Source organism: Lewinella sp. W8 (assembly GCF_004375085.3).
GTDB lineage: Bacteria > Bacteroidota > Bacteroidia > Chitinophagales > Saprospiraceae > Neolewinella.
In genome coordinates, this window is record NZ_SNAQ03000016.1 from 54,385 (window position 1) to 78,536 (window position 24,152).

The following is a 24,152-nucleotide window of genomic DNA, read 5'->3' on the forward strand; positions in this document are numbered from 1 at the left end:
AGCATTATCAGGGTTATAGCAATACTTTACGCAGGGCTTTGATCTGTTCGTAGCTACCCACGGCGATAAAGCTCTCCCCCTGGCTAAGCGTGCTTTCTGGTGGTGGATTCACGACGTACCGCCCACCTTCTTTGCGGTGGCCGATGATGTTGACGCCGGTCTGTGCGCGAAGCCCCATGCGCTTGATGCTCTTGTTCTGCATCCCCCGCGGCAACTGATCGTACCGGATTTCTTCGAAGCCAATGTCGGAGGCCAGCTCATTAGTGATGAAACTGAAAAATTCGACGGCTCCGGGTTTTGAGATCAGGGTAGCCATGTAGAAACCCCCGATTTGCTCGGGCATGATGACGTGACTGGCCCCCGCTTTGATCATCTTTCTCCGGCTCCGGGCCGTTTTTGACCGGCTCACAATCCGCAATTTGGGGTTGAGTTCCTTGGCCGAAAGCACGATGAAGAGGTTATCGCTATCGTCGTTGAGGGCCGTAATCAGGGCGTTGGCCCGATCAATACCGGCCGACTTGAGTACTTCGTCATCGGTGGCGTCGCCGACGATGTAGAGCCCGTCGGGTTTTTCGTCGAGCAGGCCCTTCAATTTTTCTTCGCTTTCGTCGATGAGGACGAATTCCTGCCCGTGCTGCTGGAAATGACTGGCGATCTCCCGGCCGTATTTGCCGTAGCCGCAGATGATCGTGTGCCCGTCCATGCGGTCAATCCGGTCTTGCATTTGCTCAAGGAATAGTTTGTGAAAAAGATTGCCCTCGATGACGTAGTAAGAAAAGGCCGCCAGGGCGTAGGCCACGACCCCAAGGTTGACCACAATGAGGCCGCTCACGAAGATTTTTCCCGCGGAGGAGAGCGGCTCGACTTCCGTAAAGCCCACCGTGGAAATGGTGATGATCGACATGTAGATCGCATCCACCCAGCCGTAATCCTCGATGAGCACCAGGCCGATGGCGCCCAGCAGGGTGGTGCCGATCACCAGCAGAATGGCATACCGAAGACTGAGGGCCGTACCCGCCGAAGAAAACCATCGGAGAAAGCGCTTCATGCCGGAAGATATTGACTTTTGTGTAGGAAGCCGGGATTAATCTCCGACCAGCTCCATCCACTCCATTTCCTTTTCCTCAATCTGCTCGTTCACCTCGGCGAGGGCCTTGCCCAGTTCGGCGATCTTCTCCGGGTCGAGGGAGGCCGCGTCTTCGAAGGCCGCGCTGATCTCGGCCTTCCTGGCTTCCAACTTGGAAATCTGATTTTCTACCCGCCGGATGGCCTTGCGCTGTTCCTGAGTGATGACCTGCTCTTTCTTTTCGGGGTTGGGCGTGGCCGCAGGTGCCGCAGCAGCGGGTGGGGCCGTGCTCTTGTCGCTTTCTTCTTGCTCGCGGTGGCGTGCGTATTCCCGGTATTCGGAATAGGTGCCGTTCCAGTCCTTCAGCTTACCGTCGCCCTCAAAGACGAAGAGGTGGTGGGCCAGTTTGTCCAGGAAGAAACGGTCGTGGCTCACGATCAAAACACAACCCGGGAAGTCCATCAGAAAGTCCTCCAGGACGTTGAGGGTCATGATGTCCAGGTCGTTGGTCGGCTCATCCAGAATGAGGAAGTTGGGGTTCTGCATCAGGATGGTGAGCAGGTACAGACGGCGCTTTTCACCGCCGCTGAGTTGGCTGACGTAAACCTGCTGCTGCTTGCTGTTGAACATGAAGCGCTCCAAGAGTCCGCGGGCCGTAAGTTTCATGCCCTTCTCCATCGGGATGAACTCGGCAATTTCCCGGATGACCTCAATTACGCGCATGTCGTCCTTGAGGTTGATCCCGTCCTGGGTGTAGTAGCCAAAATGAGTGTTTACCCCGTGCACCACTTTGCCCGTATCGGGGGGTAACTCTTTGGTGAGCATGTGCAGCAGGGTCGACTTTCCCGCACCGTTTTTCCCGACGATGCCGGCTCGTTCCCCCTTCTGGAATTTATGGCTGAAACCCTTCACCAGTACCTTGTCGCCGTAGGACTTGCTGATGTTGTGGGCCTCCAGGATTTTACTACCCAGTCGCTGACCCTTGATCTCGATGGTCAACTCTTCCTCCGCCCGGAAACTGCCCACCTTGTTCTTCAGGTCGTCAAAGGCCGAAAGCCGGCTTTTGGCTTTGGTGCCCCGGCCGCTGGGCATGCGGCGAACCCATTCGAGTTCCTTTTTCATCCGCTTCTTGTCCTTGGCCAGTTCGGCGCTTTCCGTTTCTTCCCGAATCGCCTTCTTCTCCAGAAACTGGGAGTAGTTGCCGGTGTAGTGGTAAATGTTCCCCCCATCCAGCTCGATGATGCGGTTACAGACCCGCTCCAGAAAGTAGCGATCGTGGGTAACCATCAGCAGGGTCAGGTTGGGACTTTGGAGCCACTCTTCCAGCCACTCGATCATTTCCAGGTCGAGGTGGTTCGTGGGTTCGTCCATGATGATCAGGTCGGGCTCATCGATGATGAGCTTGGCCAGCGCCACGCGCTTGCGTTGTCCCCCGGATAGGGTATCGATCTTCTGGTGGACGTCGTCGATGTTCAGTTTACTGAGCACCTCCTTGATGCGGGCCTCAATGTCCCAGGCGCGCAGTCGGTCCATGCGGGTCAGGGCATCCTGCAGTTTGGCGGGCTCGTCGGTCCGGGAGAGGGCCTCCTCGTAGTCCCGCACGGCCCGAACCATATCGTTGTCACTGTCGAAGACCGCATCGAGTACGCTGGCGTTATCCCCGAAGTCGGGCTCCTGGGGCAGGTAGGCCATCCGGGCCTCCTTGTGCACGTACACGTTGCTGCCCACACCCTCCGGCAGATCAATGCCGGCGGCCACCCGCAGCAGAGTGGATTTTCCGGTGCCATTCTTGGCCACGAGGGCCACCTTGGTATTCTTGGCCACCTGCAGGTCCACCCGATCGAAGAGAACCTTCTCTCCGTAAATTTTGGAAACCTGGGTAAGCTCTAAATAGACCATGTATTGCGGTGGGGGTTACGTCAAGTGCCGGCGAAGATACGATCAATAAATCGACCGCTAAGGAGCCGAAATTGTTCGGGTTAATCGGGGAGATAACCTGGTGTTGCTTTTCGCCGAAAAGCAACTCATCTTTGGATTAGCCGGTGAATTCGACGAAGGTGTGATCTTCCCCCAACAGTTCTTCCTCAATGATGCCTTCGATGATTGCCCAGTCCCCGCCCGCCAATCCTGCCCCGATGGCCGGGTAGCCAATCCGTAGACCTGAAAACGATTCCTTTATCGCGCGGAATGCCAGACGGAGTGCTTGGTAATCGACTTTCTTCCCCTGACCCCGCCAGTGGAATTGTGTGTAGGCGTTGACTACGGTAATTACTCGATCTCCTTGATTGATTTGTGCGGAACTGAAAGTCCCAAGTTTGGAGCGATCACCTTTTTCGGTCGCCAAGTCGGCGTAGTAGGCATCCGGAAATACCGCTTTAATCCCTTTTGCGATACCCGCTCCCATGGTGCAGAAACAGTTGCAGCCGTGTACTATTACGTCAAATTTCCCTTCAAGCGCAAGTTTGATCAAATCTCCCTGGATGATTTTCATGGCGTGGTTAAATTTTAGGAGGGAAGCTAAGTAACTGGTGTTGCTTTTCATCGAGAAGCAACTCGACCATTGTTGCTCTGGGGCGAGGACGCGGGTGCCGTGCCGTTGGGTGTGGCACGATTTACCGGCATTGCTCGGAGATGCTATCACACGGTACCTGCGCTGCGTCGCCACATGAAATAATCGTCGTGGCCGTTGACAAATATCATTTCCGACGTTGGTAGATGTCCGCTATATCCTCCAAGGGTGGGCCTACTTTCGGGACGGTTAATCACCACACACTCCGCGTTTAGAAATTCCCATATGAGCCTTTTTTTACGGAAGTGGATGGTGGCCCTGACGGGGCTGTTCCTCTGCATTTTTCTCGTCGTTCACCTTTCGGCGAACTGTATTCTCCTGTTGCCCGAAGCGGTGGCCCGGGGGATGTATAATGCCTACTCCACGCTGCTGCGCGAAAGCCCCCTGATCAAGGTGGTCGCTTATGCGCTGTACCTCTCCATCATCCTGCACGTCGTCTTCGCGCTGCTGGTAACGATTCGGAACCGACGGGCAAAACCAACGCCATACGCCGTCAACCATCACGGGGAAAACAGTCAATGGGCCGCTCAGAATATGGGGCTGATCGGCATTTTCATTCTGGTCTTTATCGTCGTGCATCTGGCAAATTTTTGGGCTCGCATCAAGCTTGGCATGGGCGAAGGCGTCGGCCTGGACGCCCAGGGATACGTGGACGTGTACGCGGTGACCAGCAGCCTCTTCCACAACCCTTACTACGTGGCATTTTATTCCCTGCTGATGATCCCCCTGGGATTCCACCTGCACCACGGATTAAAAAGCTCGCTGAAAACCCTGGGCTTTTACCACCGGTCCGGTCTCCGGGTGCTGGCCAGGGTATCGTTGTTTTACGCCCTGATCATGTCCGTTGGTTTTGGGGTCATCCCCATCATTGTATATTTCAAATAGCTGGCCCGTGAAGAAGTTAAATGCAAAAATTCCGGAGGGAAAACTGGAAGAAAAATGGCGGAATTACCAGCTGCGAAGTAAGCTGATCAATCCGGCCAACAAGAAGAAGCTGAACGTGATCGTGGTGGGCTCCGGCCTGTCGGGAGCCGGCGCGGCGGCTACGCTGGCGGAGCTGGGTTACGACGTGCAGTGCTTCTGCTATCAGGATTCGGCCCGCCGGGCACACTCGGTCGCCGCCCAGGGCGGCATCAATGCGGCGAAGAACTATCAGCACGATGGCGACAGCGTCTGGCGGATGTTCTACGATACCCTGAAGGGAGGTGACTTTCGTTCGCGGGAAGCGAATACCTACCGCCTGGCGGAGTTGTCGGCCCCCCTGATTGATCACTTTACCCAGCAGGGGGTGCCCTTCGCCCGGGAATACGGTGGGGTGCTCGTTAACCGTAGTTTTGGCGGGGTGCAGGTGCAGCGGACCTTCTACGCCCGCGGACAGACGGGGCAGCAGTTGCTGCTGGCGGCCTACGCCCAACTCTACAAAATGATTCGGGCGGAGAAGGTGACCATGCACACCCGCACCGAAATGCTGGACCTGGTACTGGTGGACGGAAAGGCCCGGGGCATCATCGCCCGGAACCTCGTAACGGGAGAAATCCAGCGATACGCGGCGGATGCAGTGGTGCTGGCCACGGGAGGCTACTCGCGGGTGTTCCGGCTCTCCACCCTGGCCATCGGCTGTAATGGTTCGGCCATCTGGAAGGCCCATAAACGCGGCGCCCTGTTTGCCGCACCGAGCTTCACCCAGATTCACCCCACTGCTTTGCCACAGTCCAGCGAGGCCCAGTCGAAGCTTACCCTGATGTCGGAATCCCTGCGCAATGACGGTCGCATCTGGGTGCCCAAGCGGAAAGACGATCCGCGGCGGGCCAACGACATTCCCGAGGACGAACGGGATTACTACCTGGAGCGCCGCTATCCCAGCTTCGGCAATCTGGCTCCGCGAGACATCGCCTCCCGCGCCGCCAAGGAGCGCATCGATGCCGGACATGGCGTCGGGCGGCTGAAGAATGCCGTTTATCTGGATTTCCGTCACGCCATTGAACGGTTCGGCCTGGACACCATCCGGGACCGGTACGGTAACCTCTTCACGATGTACCGGAAAATTACCGGAGTGGACGCCTACCGGGAACCCATGCAAATTTCTCCGGCGGCCCACTTTTCGATGGGTGGCCTGTGGGTGGATTACGAGTTGATGACCACCATCCCCGGCCTGTACGCGATCGGGGAGTGTAACTTTTCCGATCACGGTGCCAATCGCCTCGGCGCAAATTCTCTCCTGCAGGCCAGCGTGGATGGCTATTTTATCCTTCCGAATACGATCAATAACTACCTGGCGGCGGAACTGGGAGCAGAGCAGATCACTACCGATCACCCGGCCTTTGCGGAAGTGGAGGAAGAGGTACGGGCGCACATCAACCGAATCCTCAACGTCAATGGCCACAAGACCGTCGATCATTTTCACCGGGAACTGGGGAAAGTGATGTGGCGGGAATGTGCCATGAGCCGTACCCGCCTGGGATTGGAACGGGCCATCCGGCAGATTGAATCCATCCGGGAAGATTTCTGGTCATCGGTGAAGGTGACGGGTACCGGAGAGGAACTTAATCCGGAGCTGGAAAAGGCGCTGCGTCTGGCGAATTTTCTGGAGCTCGGGCTGCTCATGTGCACGGACGCGCTGCAGCGGGAAGAGTCTTGCGGGGCGCACTTCCGGGAGGAGTACCAGACGGAGGAGGGCGAAGCCCTCCGGGTTGATGAGGATTACGGATACGTTTCCGCCTGGGAATATGCGGACGGGACGTTCAAATTACACCGGGAGGAGTTGCACTTTGAATTCGTGCAGCCGACGGTGAGGAGCTATAAATAATTTACGATGAGAGTAAGGTTTCGCATTTGGCGGCAAGATAACGCGCGGGTAAAGGGCGGCTTTAGGGATTATGAGGTGGACGGACTGAATGAGGATATGTCCTTGCTGGAAGCCCTCGACCACCTGAACGAGCAGCTCGTGCTACGCGACGAAAAGGTGGTGGCCTTCGAATACGATTGCCGGGAGGGGATTTGCGGGCAGTGCGGGGTGTTCGTCAACGGGCGGGCCCACGGCCCGCACGCAAACATGACCACCTGCCAGCTGCACCTGCGCAGTTTTGCCGACGGAGATACCATCACCATCGAACCCTGGCGGGCGGCGGCTTTTCCGGTGATTAAGGACCTCATCGTAGACCGTTCGGCTTTCGATCGGATCATCAGACAGGGGGGATACATCAGCGCCAAGACGGGCACGGCCCCGGAGGCTAACGCCATCCCGGTGGGGAAAGAGGTGGCGGATCGTGCGATGGACGCGGCGGCCTGCATCGGGTGTGGTGCCTGCGTGGCGACCTGTAAAAACTCTTCGGCGGCCCTCTTTACCGCCGCCAAAATCAATCACCTGAACACCCTGCCGCAGGGTAAGCCCGAGCAACACCGCCGGGTCAGCGATATGGTGCAGCAGATGGAGGAGGAGGGGTTCGGACACTGTTCCTTTACCGGGGCCTGTGAAGTGGAATGCCCCGAGGGCATTTCCGTGGCGAATATCGCCGAGATGAACGCGCGTTACCTGAAGGCAAAGTTATTCGGCTGATCGCCTGGCCCAAAGGACCATTCATTGCACCTGCGGTTATCGCCCTAAAATCGATCCGGAATGGGAATGTAGGTGTCATCCCCGGCAACTACGGGGAATTCACGGTTTTTCCAGTCCTCCTTGGCTTCCCGTAATCGCTCCTTACTGTGGGAAACGAAATTCCAGAGAAGATACCTTTCTTCGGGTAGCGGGGCACCGCCGAAGAGCAATACCCGCGCCCCGGCTTCCAGGGTGATTTCGCACTGTTCGTCCGTTTTGCTGATGAGCATCTGTCCGGCTTCCACCCGCATGTCTTCCTCCTCGATGGCTCCCTCCACGATTACGAAAGCGACCTCGCCCTGAAGTTGGTTCCGCAGGTTAAGCGTGCTCTTTTCCCGAGCGTGGATGTCGACCATGAAGAGGGGCGAAAATCCCTGCAGGGGAGCAGACTTTCCGAAGGCATTCCCGGCCACGAGCTTCAACGTCAGGCTGTCCTGCATCCAGGTGGGAATGTCGGCGGCGGGATGGTATTCGAACTGCGGCTCCATCTCCTCCATTTCCCGGGGTAGGGCCACCCAAACCTGGTAGCCGTGCATTTTCATGGATTCCTTCCGGCGCTCGGCCGGAGTGCGCTCGGTGTGGGTTACCCCGTGTCCGGCGGTCATGAAGCCAACGTCTCCGGGATGAATGATTTGCCGGGAACCGATGCTGTCCTTATGCTCAATCTCGCCGTGGAAAAGGTAGGTCAGGGTGCTTAGTCCGATGTGGGGGTGCTGGTCCACGTCAAAGTAGTTGCCCGGACTGAGCGTGGAGGGGCCCATGTGGTCGATGAAGGTGAAGGGCCCCACCTGCCGCTTTTTGCGGAAGGGGAGCAGGCGGCCCACCATAAAATTGCCGAGGTCCGCCTTGCGTTCGTTGACGAGTAATTTGTTGTTGGCCATGGAAGGAGGTTAAGGGGTTTACACTGAGGACACCAAAGTTAGGTTTTGGTTGATGCCCACGGCGCACCTGTTCTGTGGAAGTGGCCTTGCCATTTGGAACGAAGAGGTTGCCGTGAAGGGGCCGGGGCTGGATTCAAGGTCATGTTCCTCACTTTCCCAGTTTTGGCAGGTGTTTGATCCGGTGATAGCTTAACGCCATGGCGATGCATTCCCGGAGGGGAGCTTCCGGCGGAGCCTCGTCAAGGCGGAAATGCAGGGCCCGGTTCCCCTCGTAGGTAAAGGTGTCTCCGTAAATTTCCCGGAAGGTGGGGACCAGTTGACTGGTGCACTTAAAGTACATGGCGTACCGATCGGGATATTTGGGCTTCCAGTCGATACGGAGCGTACTCCCTTTTTTTACCAGATAGCTGGGCTCTCCCCATTTCAGGCATTCCTCCATCTCCACGATGTGCTTCAGCTCATCAGCTACCTCAACGATCAATTTGCGTAGGGCCAATAATTTCTGTCGTGCTTCTTCCGGATAGGCGGCAAATTTGGCGGCTACGTCAGGGTGTTGGTGGACGGTAAGCATGCTTAAATGGTGGATTTGGTGTGCTAAATGGTACCTAAAGGGGGCGAGTGTATTTTCAAAATGTTCTGAACGGCTCGGCTCAACTCCCGACAATGCCTATCTTTTACCCGGCTTTAGGGCCACTGGGTACTGAAAAGGATTTTATTACACGGCAGATGGCAAAAGACAAGATATCAAAAGTGTTGACGCTCTTTAAGCGTTACCGGCTGATTCTTCTAACGGGAGCGGCACTCTGCGCCGTCTTCCTGCTTATCTCCCTGTCGATTTTTTATTGGGTTGAAGAGGGCCATGAAAAACAAGTATTTTACCACAAGCTGGCCGATTTCCTGATGGAGTTGGGCCAAACGATCATGGGGACCCTCATCATTGGTGGTACACTGGGGGGCATCTACAATTTCCTTCACGAGGAATACCAGAAGGAGGAGGATGCGGTCAAGGAACGGTTGAGCAGCATTCGCGAGAGCAGTAACAAACGCAAGCTTTTCCGCCGGGAGGTACGGAATAAACTCCAGCAGGTCCACGACGACATTGAGTTAGCGAGAATCCTGATTCGCGCGCACCGCTCCGGGCGAACCTACGGTGAGCAACTGCGCACCCGCATCATGCCGAGCATGATCGCGCTGCAGGACCTGAAACGGGACCTGATTGACGTAGCGGACGAAGAACTCATCACCCACCTGCCCGAACTACAGGTAAGCATTACCTACATGGCGGCCTACCTGCAGGTGCTCATCGAAGAATTTTCCCACCACTACCTGGAAATTTCCAATTTGCAAACCTTTCAGGATGTCCTCGCCAATCGGCGCCGACAGGTATTTACGGACGTACTAGAAAAGCAAGAAGATAAAACCAGGGTTTTTCTGGAACAGACCACGGAGCTCTTTGAAAACCGGACCGTCCCCAGCCGCATTGAAACCGTCTGGGCTGCCATCGGCAATCTGGATTATGTCTGTGACTTCATCGCTGACCTGCGCAACGACCAGGGCCAGGCTTCCCTTTACCAGTTATATTGCCTCGATCACCATTTTCATTGTATGAGGATGCTCCGTCATCGGAACAGTCAGGTCAACGAAAAAATCGTTAATCGGGCAAATTTTAAGTTCTATCTCAAGGAACTGGAACGGCTGACGGAGAAGAAAAACAGCGATCAGCCCATCTCCAAGGAGGACAGCCTTACGCGGATCATCATGACCCGCGGACTGAAGTTTGATTTCGGCATCATGAAGATGAGCAAGGAATAGCCGTTTAGAGGAATCGCTGAAGGTTAGCCTGGAAAAAGGCGGCGCTATCGGCCGCACTCCGTAAGGCATTATGGGTGAAATTGCCCCCCTGCTCCAGGTAGTAATATTCAAGTCCGGCCAGCTCCGGATCGGGCAGAATTTCCACGTAATCAATGGAGCCGTTTCCGAGTTCGGTGTAATCCCGGGTGATCTTGTCCATGTCCTTGATGTGCCACATGACGAACCGACCGGGTTGCTCCGCAATGAGCTCTTTGGGCGTGCGGCGGGCGGAGTGCATCACCCAGTACATGTCAATCTGGAGTTTAACCAAATCGGACTCCGTTCCGCGCATGATAAGGTCATATCCGTTTTCTCCGTTATGGTCCTCAAATTCAAAACCATGGTTGTGGTAGGCAAAGCCCAGTCCAGCTGCGGTAATTTGTTCCCCAATCAGGTTGAGCCTGTCGACCAGAATTTTGTAGGATTCGATGTTGCGGTATTCAGGGTCCAACCAGGGCCAGGTGATGTAGGGCGCGCCCAGCACCCTGGCGCCGCTGATACACTGATCAACAAATCTTTTCCGCTCATCGTCGGAGGCCATCAGGATTGGCGAAAACCCGTAGTGCCCGCTGGTCACCGTTAAGTTAAGATCGTCCAGCATCGCGCGAAAATCCGTGGCGGGGATGCCGTAATAGGAGACCGCCTGGTCGTCAAACCCATAAATTTCAAAGTCTTCGTACCCCATCTCCTTCAGGGCGCGTAAGGTGTCCAGCGTATCCTTTACCATGTCGTCGTGTACGCTGAATAATTGATATCCCATTTTGAACTTGGGCGTTTCCTCCATGCTGCAAGAGTTAGCGGATACCAGCGTGCCGGCTCCCAGGAGGCTGGCGGTTTTCAGAAATGTTCTCCTGATCATAAGTATTCTCTTTTCGACAATCGGGACCAATATACTGGAGCGAATAGCTACTGCTGAAATGGCACTACCACCAAACGCGTGCGGCCAGGATGATTCCGAAAGCCCCGAGGGCCAGCGCCCCCAGGCGTTGAATCCTTAAAACAATCCGGGGCTTCAACAGGTCACGGAGCTTGCGGGCCCCGAGCACTTTTGCGGAGTCGGTGATGATGATGGTGACCAGGATTCCCCCGTAAATTGCCCAGGCCTGGGGCTCGGTGAGGTCACGATCGTGCACCTGGGTCAGGGTGAAGGCGGACCAGAAGAAAACGGTGAAGGGGTTGAAGGTATTGACGGCAAACCCCTGGAGCAACGCACCAAATAAGCCACGCTTCGTGGGAATTTCCCGGTCGCCCGACAGGTCCGGCGGCTGCCGCATCCACATCACCACGGCAATCGTCACCAGGGTAACGCCGCCGAGGGTGCCGACGATTTCGGTGAAGTAGGTATGGTCCAGAATGGCGTCGAGGCCGCCCATGCCGTAGTGGGTGGCGGAGATGAAAAGAGCATCGCTTAACCAGATGCCGAGGGCTGCCGAAAAACTGGCCAGCGTTCCGCGCCGCAAACTCAACTGCAGCAACAAGACAACCAGTGGCCCAACCAAGAGGGCCAGTAATAACCCGGCCCGAATACCTTCGGCAACGTAACTGATCAAAAGCTGAAATTGAGGGGTGACGGTAAACAAAGGTACACCCTTCCGAAAAGGTTCACGACTGCCCGCACTGCGCCGGGCGATTCAAACCTCCCTCAATTGGTCGGTCGAACTACCGGAGCCTGGGGAACAAGGGCAAGGGAGACTATGCCTCGTCTTCCAGAATTTGCTCGGCGTGGACTTTGGTTTTTACTTTGGTGTACACCCGGTCAATGATACCTTCTTCATTGATCACGAAGGTGGTCCGTAATACGCCATCGTATTCGCGGCCCATAAACTTCTTGGGGCCCCAGGTGCCGTAGGCGTCCATCATTTCGTGGTCTTCATCGGCCAGGAGGGGCATGGGAAGGCTGTGCTTATCGATGAATTTCTGGTGTTTTGCGGGCTTGTCCGGACTAACCCCCAGCAGCTCGTAGCCTTTGGCCTTTAATTCGCCGAAGTTATCCCGCAGAGAACAGGCCGCAGCCGTACACCCGGGGGTGTCATCTTTGGGGTAGAAGAAAATGATCAGTTTTTTTCCGGCGTAATCCGCCAGAGAAACCGTGCTTCCGTCGTGGAGGATGCCGGTGAAATCAGGTGCGGGATCACCCGCCTTGAGGTGTGTAATGGTTGCCATGCCCGTGAAACGCTCCAGGGGACGGATGGTTTTCGCAGGCTGGTTTCTCCAAAGGAGGAGCAACATTTAGGAGGGTATCACATCACCCATAGGAATCGCTTTTGGAAAAGCATCGCGATTCCGATGGCACTCCCGGATTCGGTAGCTCGTCTATTGGAGAGACTTGCGATGGTGCTTGAAGCGCAGCGGAAAAATCGGCTCCGCCGGCACCGGTGTAGGGTGGGGGAGTAAGGAGCCGAGAAATTTTTGAAACTTCCGTCGACAGAGTCTACATGTAGACTCTGTCGACGGAAGCCCCAAAAACCGCAAAATTTCCGCATAAAATCCGTTACGCTATCACCCTCACCGCTGGCAATTTTTAAGCTTTTCGGAATGTTTTTCGAATCCCCGCCAGTAGGGCTGCTTTGTTTTTTCTCTGGGCAGAAAAGGTCCACGCCAAACACGGCCAAAACCTCTCGTCATCAATCGTGCAACCTTTATTATTCCCCGCAGTCTTTAGGAATGGCTAAGGCCATGTTTAAGACTGCTGAATACACCCCAATGACCACGAGACGCACACTCACCCTGCTCCTGCTCCTCTTTGCCTTTACCCTTTCGGCCCAGGAGCAACGCCCGGAATACACCACCAAAAGACTTGAAGGGAATCCCCCAATTATTGACGGAAAAATCGACGAGGGCGCCTGGGATCAGGTGCCCTGGGCCGGTAACTTTTACCAGCGCCAACCCGATGATAGTGCACCCGTCAGCCAAGAAACCCAGTTCAAAATTATCTACGATAACCGCTACCTCTACGTAGCCTGGCGGGCGTTCGATGATGACCCCGAGAGAATCGAGGCCCGACTTTCCCGTCGTGACGATTTCCCCGGCGACTGGGTGGAAATCAATTTCGACAGCTTCAACGACAAGCGGACGGGCTTTTCCTTCACCGCCTCCGCCAGCGGAGTGCGCGGGGATGAGTTCATCAGTAACGACGGGCAAAACTGGGACACCAGCTGGAACCCCTTCTGGTTCACCCGCACCAACATCGATTCTTTGGGGTATACGGCCGAAGCCCGTATTCCCTTTTCCCAGTTGCGGTTCAGTAAGGCCGAAAAACAAGTTTGGGGCCTGCAGGTTAACCGTAATTTCTTTCGGGAACAGGAGAGCAGCTCCTGGTCACCCATCAAGCAAACCCAGCCTGGCTGGGTCAGCCGCTTTGGCACCCTGAAAGGAATCGAAGGCATCAAGCCCCGCAAACCTCTGGAGATTCAACCCTACGTCCTCGGCCAGGTTCGGACCGGAGGGGACGTCGACGAAAATGATCCCTTCAACCAACAAACCGAAAGCCGCCTCAGCGCCGGCCTCGACGGCCGTATCGGACTAACAAATGACGTGGTGGTGGATTTTACCATCAACCCCGATTTCGGCCAGGTCGAAGCGGACCCCGGAGCCATCAACCTCGATGGCTTCCAGATTTTCTTCCGGGAGCAGCGCCCCTTCTTCGTGGAGGGCCGGAACATCTTTGATTACCGCCTCACCCAGGCAGAGGCCGGAGGTCAGTACAACCGTGACCTCCTCTTCTACAGCCGCCGCATCGGCGGCTCCCCCAGCCGCTTTGTGGGGGGCAACCCCGCCAACGGTATCTACGTCAATCAGCCCGAGAATACCACCATCCTCGGAGCCGCCAAGGTAAGCGGTAAGACCCAGGACGGACTGGCCATCGGCCTGCTCTCCAGCTTCACGGAACGGGAGCACGCCAAGATTATGAACAATAATCAGGAAACGTCCACCCAGGTCGAACCCTTCACGAGCTACAACGTCGGCCGCGTCCAGCAGGACTTCAACGAACGCCAGAGCAGCATCGGAGTAATGTTTACCTCTGTTAACCGGGACATCAACTCCCCCGAACTGGAGTTCCTCCACCGGAGTGCCTATTCCGGCGGTGTGGACCTGGTCCACCGCTGGAAAGACCGCGCCTGGCAGCTGCGGGTAAACGGGGTTTTCAGTAACGTGCAGGGCACCGAAGAAGCCATCCTGCGCACCCAAACGGCCTTTGAGCGCCTCTTTCAGCGCCCCGATGCGGATCACCTGCGGGTGGACAGCACGGCGACCAGCCTGAGCGGCACCGGGGGTACGGTGGCCATCGGAGAATTCGACGGTAACTGGGTATTCGAAATGGGCGGGACGTTCCGGAGTCCCGGACTGGAACTAAACGACATCGGCTTCCTCTCCAATACCGAGCAGATCAACTACTTCGCCTGGGTGGCCAGGCGCTGGCGGAACCCCGTGGGTATCTTCAACCGCTTTCAGTGGAACCAGAATATCTATCTCGGTTGGGACTGGAGCGGCGTATCCCTTAACCGCCGCTACAACACCAACGTCTGGGGACAATTCAAGAACTTCTCCAATTTCAACTTCTTCGTCAATCTGGAACAGCAAGACATCAGTCGCAACGCCCTGCGTGGCGGTCCCCTGTTCTGGCGTCCCCCGGGCTACGCCTTCGGCGGCGGTATGGGAACGGATCAACGCAAGCTGCTGCGTGCATTCTTCTACGGTAATACTGGTCGTGCCTACTCGGGTAACGTAATGGGATCTTCGGTCGGCGTAGATATTGCCTATCAACCCTTCGACGCGCTCTCCCTGGTGGTGAATCCGGACTTCAGCTGGTCACAACGGCGCGATCAGTACTTCGACACCCAGGTCGATGGTGACCGTACGGGCTACCTCCACGGCTCCATCAATCAGCAAACCCTCAGCCTTACCCTACGCGCTACCTATAACCTCACGCCGGACTTCACCATCCAGTACTACGGGCAGCCCTTCATCGCCCGGGGCGTATACGACGAATTCAAAATCGTGGATGACCCGCTGGCGCGCGATTTTGATGACCGGTTCATCATCTTCGCGGAAGACGAAATTTCCTACGACGAAAACGCCAACCGCTTCCGGGTGAATGACGATGCGGACGATGACGTTGACTTTGATTTCCGCAATCCGGACTTCAACTTCCTCCAGTTCCGTTCCAACCTGGTTATTCGCTGGGAGTACCGGCCGAGCTCGACCGTCTTTCTCGTCTGGTCGCAGGGCGTTACGGGGGGCGCTGACCCCAATAAGAACGTTATTCGGGCCCTGCAGGACGACCTGTTCAATAACGAAATTCAGAATACCTTCCTCGTCAAGGCTACTTACCGTTGGGTACGGTAGTCGGAATTGGGGAATGGCCTGCGTCTATCGGGGAAAGCCTGCAAAGATAGCTGGATTACCAGCCTCCACCGGCACCACCGCCACCGAATCCGCCACCGCCGAAGCCACCGAATCCGCCGCCGCCACCGCCGCCGAATCCACCGCCACCGCCTCCGCCGCCGGGGAAGATGACGAATCCGCCACCGCGCCGTCGGCGGCGCCGCCGTGGTCGGTCGTCCATGTCGTAGGGGCCGTTCCGCCAGTATCCGCCATCGTCATCATCATCGTCGTTTGATTGGTCGCTGTACCGGGAGAGCACGATGAAGATGAGCAGGATGATGCCCAGCACTACGATGGGCGGGAGGCCGCCACCACTCTGTGGAAGATCGTCGGCGGTATATTCTCCCTGACCCAGCTGCATGATGGCATTCGTAGCGTCATTAATTCCGCCGTAGATGTTTCCCTGCCGGAAGGCCGGCGTCATGATGCCGTCGATGATGCGCTTGGCCAGTACGTCGGGCAGAAAGCCTTCGGCACCGTAGCCGGTCTGGATTTGAATTTTTCTTTCGTTTCGGGCAATGTAGACGAGCACGCCATTGTCCTTTTGTTCACTGCCGCCAATTCCCCATCCGTGAGCGATGGCCAGGCTACGGTCGAAAGCCGTCTCTCCCTGCAGGGAATTCTCCGTTACCACCGCAATCTGGGTGGAGGTCTCCCGGGCATACTGCTCCAGCTTCTGACGCAGGGCGCGCTGTTCCCCCTGGTTCATCATGCCGGCGTAATCCGACACCAGGTCATTCGGGTTGGGGGGGATGGGGCGTTGGCTCCAGCCGTCCACGGAGGAGCCAAGCAGCAGGCCCACCAGCATCAGCTGAGCCAGGAAGGAGGGGAATATGGAGCTTACAGTTTTGATGGCGTAGGTCTTTATGGTTTACGGTGCTTTCGTGCGTTGACGAATGAAAGGAGATTTTCTCGATGGAGAGCAGCATCCGGCATTACGAGTTCCCAATCAGCTTTTGGCGCAAGCGCGGGTGCCATGGAATTAGGTATGGCCAGGAACCTAGCGCCTTTGGCAAAACTGGGCACCTGCGGGCATCGCCCAAAAAATAATGGGCGGCCCTATGGCTTACCGTAGCTGATGGAATCCGGCAACTCGTTCTCATCGTCCGTCTGGTAGGGGAAAAACTTTTTGAGTTTAGTCCCCACCTGTTCGATGGCCTTTTCGATGCCGGTGGCAAATTCTCCCCTGCGGAAGTGTTGCTGCAGTACATCACGCTCGGTATCCCAGAAGTCTTCGGGGACCACCCGATCAATGCCCTCGTCGCCGATGATGGCAAATTCCCGGCGGTCTACCTCCAGTAAAATCAGGACGCCGTTGCGATCCTTGGTCTTCTCCATGCCGAGTTGATAAAAAACCCGTTTGGCCACGGAGAGGGCGGGGGCCGTAGCCCCCACCTCCACGTGCACCCGGATTTCTCCGGAAGTCATGGATTCGGCCCGTCGGATGGCCGCAACAATCTGCGCCTCTTCCTCGGGACTGAAAAAGCGTACCATCATCGCTTAATCGAAGTTTACTTCGGGAGCATTTTCGGCACCAGCCTGAGACTGGAACTGCGGCTTCTCGTCGAAGCCAAACACCGTGGCGAAGATGGCGCCGGGGAAGCGGCGAACTTTTTTGTTGAAGGCGGTGGCCTGCTCGTTGAAGCGATCACGGGCCGTTGCGATGCGGTTCTCCGTGCCTTCAAGCTGCACCTGCAAATCCTGGAATCCCCGCGTAGCGGTGAGTTGAGGGTAATTTTCGGCGGTCGCCAGCAGGCGTCCAAGACCGGCACTCAGCTGATCCTGTGCCGCCTGAAACTGCTCCAGTTTTTCCGGGGTCAGTTCTCCGGCGTTAATGTTGATGGCGGTCGCCTGCGCGCGGGCGCGGGTCACGGATTCGAGGGTCTCCCGCTCAAAATCGGCGGCCCCCTTTACGGTATTGACCAGGTTGTTGATCAGGTCTGAGCGGCGCTGGTACTGGGTTTCTACCATTGACCAGGACTTTTCTACGTCCTCTTCGGCGGTGACGAAGCCATTGTAGCTGCCGCAACCGGCGATGAGCAATACGGCCAAGACGGCTACGATTATGCCTAGGGTTCCAAAAGATCTCATTGTCGTGTCTGGTTTTGACGTTTAAGAAACTCCGCCAAAATAACGTCTGCGGCGGAGGAAAGGGTGGTTTGTTGGTCGAGTAAGTGTTGTAGTCCGTCGGATGTTCGCTCCATCTCCCGCAGGAAGTGCCGCAGTTCCAGGAGCAAATCCTGCTCGCATCTTTCGCGCAGCCACTGGAGTCGTTGCGCCCGCCGACGGTCGGTCAACCGGCCATCCTTACGACGATCGGTCGCATATTTAGTAACGCGGTCGAGGGCTTCGGGAATGCCCGCACCCGTCAGGGCACTGGCCGTGGCGATCGCTACGGCCCATCCGTCGGAGCGGGGTGGGGCCAGGTGCAGCCCCTGCCGGATTTGCGCGGCCGTTTGTTTGGCCGCATCGGGCAGGCTGTCCACTTTGTTGACGATGATGTGGTCCGCCAACTCCAGGATGCCCCGTTTTATGCCCTGCAGGTCGTCGCCCGCGGCGGGCTGCGCCAGGAGCAGGAAAACGTCGGTCATACTGTGGACCTGCCATTCGGCCTGCCCAACGCCAACGGTTTCTACGATGATGAAGTCGTAGCCCGCCGCCTCGCACAGTAAAACGGCCGCCCGGCTGGCGGCCCCCACGCCGCCGAGGTGTCCTCCGTTCGGACTCGGCCGGATGAAGGCTTCCGGTTGCCGGGTAAGCTCTTCCATGCGGGTCTTATCACCCAGGATGCTCCCCCCGCTGAGGCTGCTGCTGGGGTCTACGGCCAGCACCGCCAGGCGGTGCCCGGCCCGGAGTACCTCCAGACCAAAGGCTTCAATGAAGGTCGATTTGCCTACCCCCGGCGTTCCACTCACGCCCAGACGGACGGACGGAAAGTCTCGGGTAGCCTCCTCCGCCAGGGCAATCAGTTCATCGGCCATGGTACGGTCTTCCGGTCGGGTACTTTCCAGCAGGGTAATGGCCTGACCCAGGGCCCGGCGGTTGTCCGGGCCGGTCAGTTCCGCAAACAGGGAGTCGGCCGAAGCGGGGCGTTGGTGGCTCCGGTAGCGCAGGTTCCGGTTGATGCCTCCGGCAGCGGACGTCTTCTGTTCGGGCAAAACGGATGTGGTTTAAGACGGCCTTAAGATAAGTTGCTAAAGTTTCCCCAAACAGGAGAATCTTGTCGACCATCGGGCCTCCCCGGGTTTTACATTTATGCGCCCGATCCGGCTCATCGTCCGTTCGCCTTTTCCTTCACCGGTACATCGCGAGTCTGCCCCGGAACCTTGAGCAAGGATCGGGTTCTTTATTTAAAATTCAGACCCGGGCATAGAGATGCCACGATGCCTCCGGGCACCAACCAAAACCTCCTGTGGAGGTAAAACCCGCAGGTTTTACCAACCACAGAGAGATGTTTGCCTTAATGTTGCTTTCCCGTGGAAGGGAAGGACCGGTTTAGTCCGCATACATTTCCGCCCGTTCGGCCCTCCACTGGAAGTAACCCAGGAAGGCGATGACGATGATCTGGAGTAATACGAGAATACCCAGAGCGGAATTGGTGGCATCGGCGCTGAACCCGTAGGCCTCCGAGAGGTTCGGGAGCAGCAGGCTGACACCAAGTAGGGAAATAAATACGATTAATAACAGGTAACGCTTCTTCATACGAACGACTTTAGATAACCCAAAAATGTATCCCGACGCAATACCAGAAAAACCTGGCGAATGTGTGGGATAGTTCAATATAGGGGGTTTACCCAATACAAGTCAAGGGGTAATTTCGCAGAGGCCACCCGTACCCGATAGCGCCGTTTGGTCACCGGGAATGGTAATAAAAAAACCTGCCCGGCAAATCGATTACGGGTGCTCGCTTTCGGAACACCTCGATTGGCCGGACAGGTCCGTGATCAGTAAAGTGAAAACGCTACGGTTTATTTGGAGGCGGTCGCTGCGGCCTCTACAGCCCGCCATACGCGGATGACGTTACCGGAGCACATTTTTTCGATGTCCTCGTCGGTATAGCCCCGTTGGAGCAGCGTGAAAATCAGGTTGGGGTAGTCGCTGACGTCCTTGAGTCCCGTGGGAAGGGAATCTCCCACTCCGTCAAAGTCGGAGCCGAAGCCTACGTTGTCAACGCTGGACAGCGATACGACGTGGTCAATGTGATCGGCAACGGTCTCCACGTCGGCGTAGAGGGTGGGGAATTCCTCCCCGAAGGCGTCAATCATGGGTTTGGCTTCTTCATCGGTGTAGCTCAGTCCTGCCTCCGAGAGGCGTTCCATCAGTACGCCGCGGAGGCTGTCGCGGCGGGTGCGCAGGGCTCCGTCGAGAAAGGTGGATCCGAAGTTGATCTGGATCACGCCATTTTCTTCGCCGAGGCGCTTGATCATTTCGTCGTTCATGTTGCGCTCGAAGCCGGGGGTGAACTTACGGGCGGAGGAGTGGCTGGCGATGACGGGGACGTCCGTCATCTCCATCACCTGCCAGAAGGTGGAGTCACTGACGTGGCTGATGTCCACCATAATCCCCACGCGGTTCATTTCCTTCACCACTTCGCGGCCAAACTCACTGAGACCGTTGTGGGTGCGGGTGGTGTCGTAGCTGGAGTCGCAGATCAGATTATCCTTGGCGTGGGTGAGGGTGATGTAGCGAATACCCTTGGCGTGGTATTCGGCAACCCGCTCGATCTGGTCTTCAATGGGCGAACCGTTTTCCATGCCCATGGGGAGGCTCATTACGCCTTCCTTAAAGTTCTGGATCATCTGCTCCGGACTGGTCGTGATGCGGAATTTGTCGGGGTGGGCCGAGGCGATGCCGGATACCATGTCGATCAGACTGTCCGCCAGTGCGGGCGAAGCCCCAACTTCTTCCTGCAGGCCACTGGGGATGTAGATGGACATGAAGGGGGCGTCCAGTCCGCCCTCTACGGCGCGGACGTAGTCGAAGTCTCCCTCCTTCGTTTCGATGGGAATCCCCAGATATTCTTTGTCGAGTTTGAAGTTCTTAACCTTCAGGCGGTAGGGAAGGTCTACGTGTCCGTCGGTAATCAGGTAGGCGTGAGCCAGGCTGTCGGCGTGTTGCCGCAGTTCTTCCTCGGTCATGGTGGAGGGGTCCTTGACCTCCGGGGCTTCGCCGGAACAGGCAAATAATAAGCTGGCGAGCAGCAGCAGGCAAATTGAGCGATACATAGATGTGCTTTTGTGCGTAAAGCTAAGGAAGTGGGGAAGAACGGGGGTGCAGGACTGAGGCTTTAGGCTTAAGGCTTTAGGATTCAGGAGGAGAAGGCTAAGGCTAAGGAGGAGGCGGAGGCTAGGAAGGGAGAATGAGGAAGGGCTTCGGACCCGGCTTGCTCCCGCAAGCCGGTCGCTAAGGCTAAGGGAAAAGAAAGTTACCCGGACCTCGAAGCATGCCGACCTTACGAAGTCGGGCGCTTCCTTTGAGTGTCCTGCGGATTCCTTGCTCCTACCAATTGACACGGCACCCGCGCTTGCGCCAAAAAGAAGAAAAAATTTCGGGGAGGGTGTAACGCCTCTTCCCGTCGCTGCATAAAGCAGCGTAACCACCCGCCAGGTACCCCGGCGGGGCTCTCAACCAACAATGCTATCATCATGAAACTTCGTCTTCTCTTTTCCCTGGCCCTGGCCATCTGCTGCCTCACCCTGACCGCCCAAACCAGCGAGCGGGTGAAAAACCGGGCCGAACACCGGGCCAACAGTCACGTCGACCGCCAGGTAGACCGGGCCGTAGATGGTGCCGTGAACGCCATCGGTGGCCTGTTCAAAAAGAAGCGTAAAAAGAATACCGAAGAGGCTCCCGCCGACCAGCCGTTCACCCAGGAAGCCCCCGCACCACAATCTTCTACTACTGCTTTTGAGCAGGGAGAATGGGAACCGTTTACCAATCCCACGCCCTTCAGCTTGCTGATCACCACCAAGGAGATCAAGAAGAACGGCAAAGAATCTACGGCCACCATGCGGATGGCCGTCACGGAAGAACTTTTCGGGCTGGAAATGGCCTCTGACCAGGCCAGCGAGGCTACTTCCCGCATGATCTTCAACACCCAGACCGGAAAAACCACCCTGGTAACCACCGATAAAAAAGGTGAGCAATCCGCCTTCCGGATGCGGGTTCCCAAACTGAATAAGTCGCGTCTTTGGGACATGGAAGACATGGAGGAACGCTTCAGCATCACCGCCACCGGCGAGCGGAAAGTGATCAACGGCTACAACTGCGAAAAGTACATCGTAAAGGACCTGGAGGAAGGCACCACGACCACTTCCTGGATCACGAAGGATGTCGGGATGAACGCCCAGGACGTCTTCTCCAACTTTGCCAACATGGCCGGAGCGGGCAAAAACAATTTGCCCAGCCCCGAGAAGTTTGCGGCGGCCTACGAGGGCTTCCCCATCGAAAGCACCACCACGGACGGAAAGACCACCTTCATCATGACCTTCACCGACATCAAAATCGGCGCCGATAAAATGGACAAGAAAGTGCTCGACCTGACGGGCGTGGAAGTCCAGGACATGGGCTTCTAAGGAAATACAAACGAAAATAATCCCTGAATCTCTAGAGTGCCCGTCGCAGAGCTATGCTGCGACGGGTGACTTTTTTAACGCAACAGCGCCCCGTTCCGAAGGGAAACGGGGCGCTGCTTGCTGGTGGGCCCAGTAGGATTTGAACCTACGACCAACGGATTATGAGTCCGCTGCTCTAACCGCTGAGCTATGGGCCCGGGATAGACGAACTGTCTACCCACAAAGGTAATCAGTGGGGTAGAAAGTTGCGGTCTGGATCATCCGTAAAGCTCCAGAATAATTTGTTGCTCGTCATAGCCCATCTCCAGGAGGTTGGCTTTCGCCTCGTCCACCATCTGGCTCCACCCGCAGAGGTAAAAACGGATGTCGTCGTTTACGTCCGCATACTGCTCCCGATAGACCTGGTGCACGTAGCCCCGGTGCGCTTCCAGCGCACCATCCGCGGGAGGATCCTCCCGGCTCAGGCAAACGGTGTAGCGGAAATTGGGGTACTGCTCGGCCATGGCCTCAAATTCCTCCCGGTAGAGGATGTCTTCGGCCGTCCGGCAGCCGAAAATGAGGTGGAAATCATTCTTCTCCCGGGCTAATCTCTCCTGTAACATGGCGCGGAAGGGCGCCACGCCGGTGCCCGTGCAGATCATCACTACGCTAAAGTCCAGGGGGCGTTCGGGCAGGGTGAACACCCCTCCGGGCTCCTTGGTCAGCACCGTGGAGCCGACCTCCGCGCCCTCAAAAAGGTAGGTCGTGCCCCGGCCGTCGGGCAACCTGACGATGCAGAGTTCGGCCTGGTTGGTTCCGTCGGGGGCGTCGGCAATGGAGTAACTGCGCCAGCGTTCGCGCCGGCGGTCACTGATCGGCAGATCGAGGGTGAGGAATTGCCCCGGACGATAGTTCAGTTCCTCCCGGTCGGGAAGCTCAAGCCAGAAACTACGCACGTTGGGGCTCCGTTGGGTAATGCGGCGAATCACCGCTTCTTTCCATTTGGGCATCTAGTCTACAGCACCATTTGATTATAGGGGATAACCGTGGAGAAGCCCCGGTCGTTGAAGTAGGCGGCCACTTTCTCGTGATTTTCCTCACTCAGTGCCCAGAAAAAATCTCCTCCCCAGGCCCCGAGGCTCTTCAGTTGCCCCGGGAAGTCCGCGAACAGCGCTTCCTGCAGGGTGGGCAGCTGCAGGGTCCGGGCCACAATGGTCTCGTGCTCTTGCAGCAGTTGGGCGGCGGCGCGCAGGTACAATCCTTCTTGCAGGAGCGCCCGGGTAATCTCCCCGATGCGCCGGCGATCTTCCTCCCGGATGGAGGCGGCCCGGTAGGCCCGGATGCCCTCCCGACTGTCCTGTTTCTGATTGCGGTAAACGAAGCAAGTGCGTTGCAGCCAGTCCGGAGACCACTGCTGGGGCTCCACCACCACGGAGCCCGCCGAGCGGGAAAAAATAATGGGACCCTCGGCCCGGGCGCAGGCCAGGTCGTAGCCGCTGCCCCCGAAGCTGCCCTCCAGGAGTGAGTAAGGGTCGAGGTCAAATAATTCCGCCAGGGCCGCAATCAGGGTAGAGCTGCTGCCCAGGCCCCAATGACGGTTAAATTCCAGCCGGGTTTCTACCCGGGCTCCGTTCAGTACCGTAGTCGCCCCGGCCCGTAGTTGCTCCGCCCTTTGCAGGGCTTTGAGGGTAAGGGCGTGCGGAAATCCGGGGTCAATTTCCACCCCGGGCATCCACTGGTTTGGCGAGATTACGGTGTCTAGCCAGGCCTGGCCCGCGGAGTCGAAGGCCCGCCACCGCAGCATTCCTTCCGTGGCAGCCCCCTTCCACAAACGGAAGTGCTGCCCCCGACTGGTGGGCACGGCCAGACCAGGGACGCCGTCCAGAATGAAGTACTCGCCAGTCAGGAGTAGTTTGCCGTGGGCGTAATGATGGAAATCGGGCTGCGACATCGGATGGGGCGCGCTTGAAGTAATTAAATAACGGGTGGTCGGAGCTGGCGGCACTCATTTCGGGTTGCCTGGATAAACCCTTAAGCGCCAACCGGACAATCCCCAGAATCTGGTCCGCAACGCCGTTGATGAATCTCCGTGGCGTCACGCCAAGGTACAACCGGCGGGCCTTTTGCCATTAATCCTTTCCCGCTGGAATAGCTAAGCGCTTTTTTGAATTTTGGTCTTCTGGTCAGATTGGAGCATTTTTTGGTGCCGGTAAGGCGTAAACACCGGTGCCCTAGACTGAGCCGGGGTTAG

At 57.0% G+C, this 24,152-nt stretch carries 22 protein-coding genes and 1 tRNA gene; 6 read left to right on the plus strand and 17 right to left on the minus strand.

Features of this window, described 5'->3' with window-relative positions; genetic code table 11:
• Positions 1-13: 13 nt before the first annotated feature.
• The 3 genes from E1J53_RS17105 to E1J53_RS17115 all read right to left on the minus strand — a co-directional run bounded on the left by E1J53_RS17105 (position 14) and on the right by E1J53_RS17115 (position 3,557).
• The gene (locus E1J53_RS17105) at positions 14-1,048 is read right to left on the minus strand and encodes a TrkA family potassium uptake protein (RefSeq protein ID WP_134271208.1); all 1,035 of its coding nucleotides are present in this window, start codon (positions 1,046-1,048) and stop codon (positions 14-16) included.
• A gap of 36 nt (positions 1,049-1,084) precedes the next feature.
• Complete coding sequence (gene abc-f / locus E1J53_RS17110; protein WP_134271209.1) at positions 1,085-2,965, minus strand: ribosomal protection-like ABC-F family protein; 1,881 nt, start codon at positions 2,963-2,965, stop codon at positions 1,085-1,087.
• A 136-nt stretch (positions 2,966-3,101) separates the two neighbouring features.
• A complete protein-coding gene (locus E1J53_RS17115; RefSeq protein WP_134271210.1) occupies positions 3,102-3,557 on the minus strand; it encodes a macro domain-containing protein in 456 nt (151 codons plus the stop codon).
• A gap of 303 nt (positions 3,558-3,860) precedes the next feature.
• On the opposite strand from E1J53_RS17115, the gene E1J53_RS17120 reads away from it, so the two are divergent.
• Genes E1J53_RS17120 through E1J53_RS17130 form a run of 3 tightly spaced genes read left to right on the plus strand, consistent with a single transcriptional unit; the run spans position 3,861 to position 7,191 of the window.
• Positions 3,861-4,520 carry a succinate dehydrogenase cytochrome b subunit gene (locus tag E1J53_RS17120; RefSeq protein ID WP_134271211.1) on the plus strand — a complete coding sequence of 220 codons (660 nt, stop codon included), beginning with the start codon at positions 3,861-3,863 and terminating at the stop codon, positions 4,518-4,520.
• A gap of 7 nt (positions 4,521-4,527) precedes the next feature.
• Positions 4,528-6,441, plus strand: coding sequence for a fumarate reductase/succinate dehydrogenase flavoprotein subunit (locus E1J53_RS17125; protein WP_134271212.1), 1,914 nt, complete (start codon positions 4,528-4,530; stop codon positions 6,439-6,441).
• Between the two features lie 6 nt (positions 6,442-6,447).
• Entirely contained in the window at positions 6,448-7,191 is a 744-nt protein-coding gene (locus tag E1J53_RS17130; protein WP_134271213.1) for a succinate dehydrogenase/fumarate reductase iron-sulfur subunit, read from the plus strand.
• Positions 7,192-7,235: 44 nt separating this feature from the next.
• Here E1J53_RS17130 and E1J53_RS17135 read toward each other — a convergent pair whose 3' ends face one another.
• Together E1J53_RS17135 and E1J53_RS17140 are read right to left on the minus strand one after the other, a co-directional pair.
• Positions 7,236-8,111, minus strand: a complete 876-nt coding sequence (locus tag E1J53_RS17135) for a pirin family protein (RefSeq protein ID WP_134271214.1) — start codon at positions 8,109-8,111, stop codon at positions 7,236-7,238.
• 148 nt (positions 8,112-8,259) lie between these two features.
• Positions 8,260-8,682, minus strand: a complete 423-nt coding sequence (locus tag E1J53_RS17140) for a DUF1801 domain-containing protein (protein WP_134271215.1) — start codon at positions 8,680-8,682, stop codon at positions 8,260-8,262.
• Positions 8,683-8,837: 155 nt separating this feature from the next.
• Between E1J53_RS17140 and E1J53_RS17145 the strand changes: the two genes are divergently transcribed.
• Positions 8,838-9,923, plus strand: coding sequence for a hypothetical protein (locus tag E1J53_RS17145; protein ID WP_134271216.1), 1,086 nt, complete (start codon positions 8,838-8,840; stop codon positions 9,921-9,923).
• 4 nt (positions 9,924-9,927) lie between these two features.
• Here E1J53_RS17145 and E1J53_RS17150 read toward each other — a convergent pair whose 3' ends face one another.
• The 3 genes from E1J53_RS17150 to bcp form a co-directional block, all read right to left on the minus strand.
• The gene (locus E1J53_RS17150; protein WP_253931988.1) at positions 9,928-10,821 is read right to left on the minus strand and encodes a sugar phosphate isomerase/epimerase; all 894 of its coding nucleotides are present in this window, start codon (positions 10,819-10,821) and stop codon (positions 9,928-9,930) included.
• A 64-nt stretch (positions 10,822-10,885) separates the two neighbouring features.
• Positions 10,886-11,512 (minus strand): LysE family translocator, encoded by a 627-nt coding sequence (locus E1J53_RS17155; protein ID WP_173021541.1) that lies wholly within the window; start codon positions 11,510-11,512, stop codon positions 10,886-10,888.
• 142 nt (positions 11,513-11,654) lie between these two features.
• On the minus strand, positions 11,655-12,116 hold the full coding sequence (bcp, locus tag E1J53_RS17160; RefSeq protein WP_134271305.1) for a thioredoxin-dependent thiol peroxidase: 462 nt from the start codon (positions 12,114-12,116) through the stop codon (positions 11,655-11,657).
• 549 nt (positions 12,117-12,665) lie between these two features.
• On the opposite strand from bcp, the gene E1J53_RS17165 reads away from it, so the two are divergent.
• The gene (locus E1J53_RS17165) at positions 12,666-15,308 is read left to right on the plus strand and encodes a DUF5916 domain-containing protein (protein ID WP_134271218.1); all 2,643 of its coding nucleotides are present in this window, start codon (positions 12,666-12,668) and stop codon (positions 15,306-15,308) included.
• A 55-nt stretch (positions 15,309-15,363) separates the two neighbouring features.
• On the opposite strand, the gene E1J53_RS17170 is transcribed toward E1J53_RS17165, so the two are convergent.
• The 6 genes from E1J53_RS17170 to E1J53_RS17195 form a co-directional block, all read right to left on the minus strand.
• Positions 15,364-16,149, minus strand: a complete 786-nt coding sequence (locus E1J53_RS17170) for a TPM domain-containing protein (RefSeq protein ID WP_216650073.1) — start codon at positions 16,147-16,149, stop codon at positions 15,364-15,366.
• Positions 16,150-16,406: 257 nt separating this feature from the next.
• Positions 16,407-16,844: a TPM domain-containing protein gene (locus E1J53_RS17175; protein WP_253931992.1), complete on the minus strand. Its 438-nt coding sequence runs from the start codon at positions 16,842-16,844 to the stop codon at positions 16,407-16,409.
• Between the two features lie 3 nt (positions 16,845-16,847).
• A complete protein-coding gene (locus tag E1J53_RS17180) occupies positions 16,848-17,438 on the minus strand; it encodes a LemA family protein (protein WP_134271220.1) in 591 nt (196 codons plus the stop codon).
• Complete coding sequence (meaB, locus tag E1J53_RS17185) at positions 17,435-18,505, minus strand: methylmalonyl Co-A mutase-associated GTPase MeaB (protein WP_134271221.1); 1,071 nt, start codon at positions 18,503-18,505, stop codon at positions 17,435-17,437. Before meaB ends, E1J53_RS17180 begins: the two co-directional genes overlap by 4 nt.
• Before the next feature lie 337 nt (positions 18,506-18,842).
• A complete protein-coding gene (locus tag E1J53_RS17190) occupies positions 18,843-19,049 on the minus strand; it encodes a hypothetical protein (protein WP_134271222.1) in 207 nt (68 codons plus the stop codon).
• Between the two features lie 266 nt (positions 19,050-19,315).
• A complete protein-coding gene (locus E1J53_RS17195; RefSeq protein ID WP_134271223.1) occupies positions 19,316-20,572 on the minus strand; it encodes a dipeptidase in 1,257 nt (418 codons plus the stop codon).
• 420 nt (positions 20,573-20,992) lie between these two features.
• Between E1J53_RS17195 and E1J53_RS17200 the strand changes: the two genes are divergently transcribed.
• Positions 20,993-21,922: a DUF4412 domain-containing protein gene (locus E1J53_RS17200; protein ID WP_134271224.1), complete on the plus strand. Its 930-nt coding sequence runs from the start codon at positions 20,993-20,995 to the stop codon at positions 21,920-21,922.
• A gap of 121 nt (positions 21,923-22,043) precedes the next feature.
• On the opposite strand, the gene E1J53_RS17205 is transcribed toward E1J53_RS17200, so the two are convergent.
• The 3 genes from E1J53_RS17205 to E1J53_RS17215 all read right to left on the minus strand — a co-directional run bounded on the left by E1J53_RS17205 (position 22,044) and on the right by E1J53_RS17215 (position 23,852).
• Positions 22,044-22,119 (minus strand) — tRNA-Ile (locus tag E1J53_RS17205).
• A gap of 60 nt (positions 22,120-22,179) precedes the next feature.
• Entirely contained in the window at positions 22,180-22,911 is a 732-nt protein-coding gene (locus E1J53_RS17210; RefSeq protein ID WP_134271225.1) for a ferredoxin--NADP reductase, read from the minus strand.
• A gap of 5 nt (positions 22,912-22,916) precedes the next feature.
• The gene (locus tag E1J53_RS17215) at positions 22,917-23,852 is read right to left on the minus strand and encodes a GYDIA family GHMP kinase (protein ID WP_134271226.1); all 936 of its coding nucleotides are present in this window, start codon (positions 23,850-23,852) and stop codon (positions 22,917-22,919) included.
• Between the last annotated feature and the right edge of the window lie 300 nt (positions 23,853-24,152).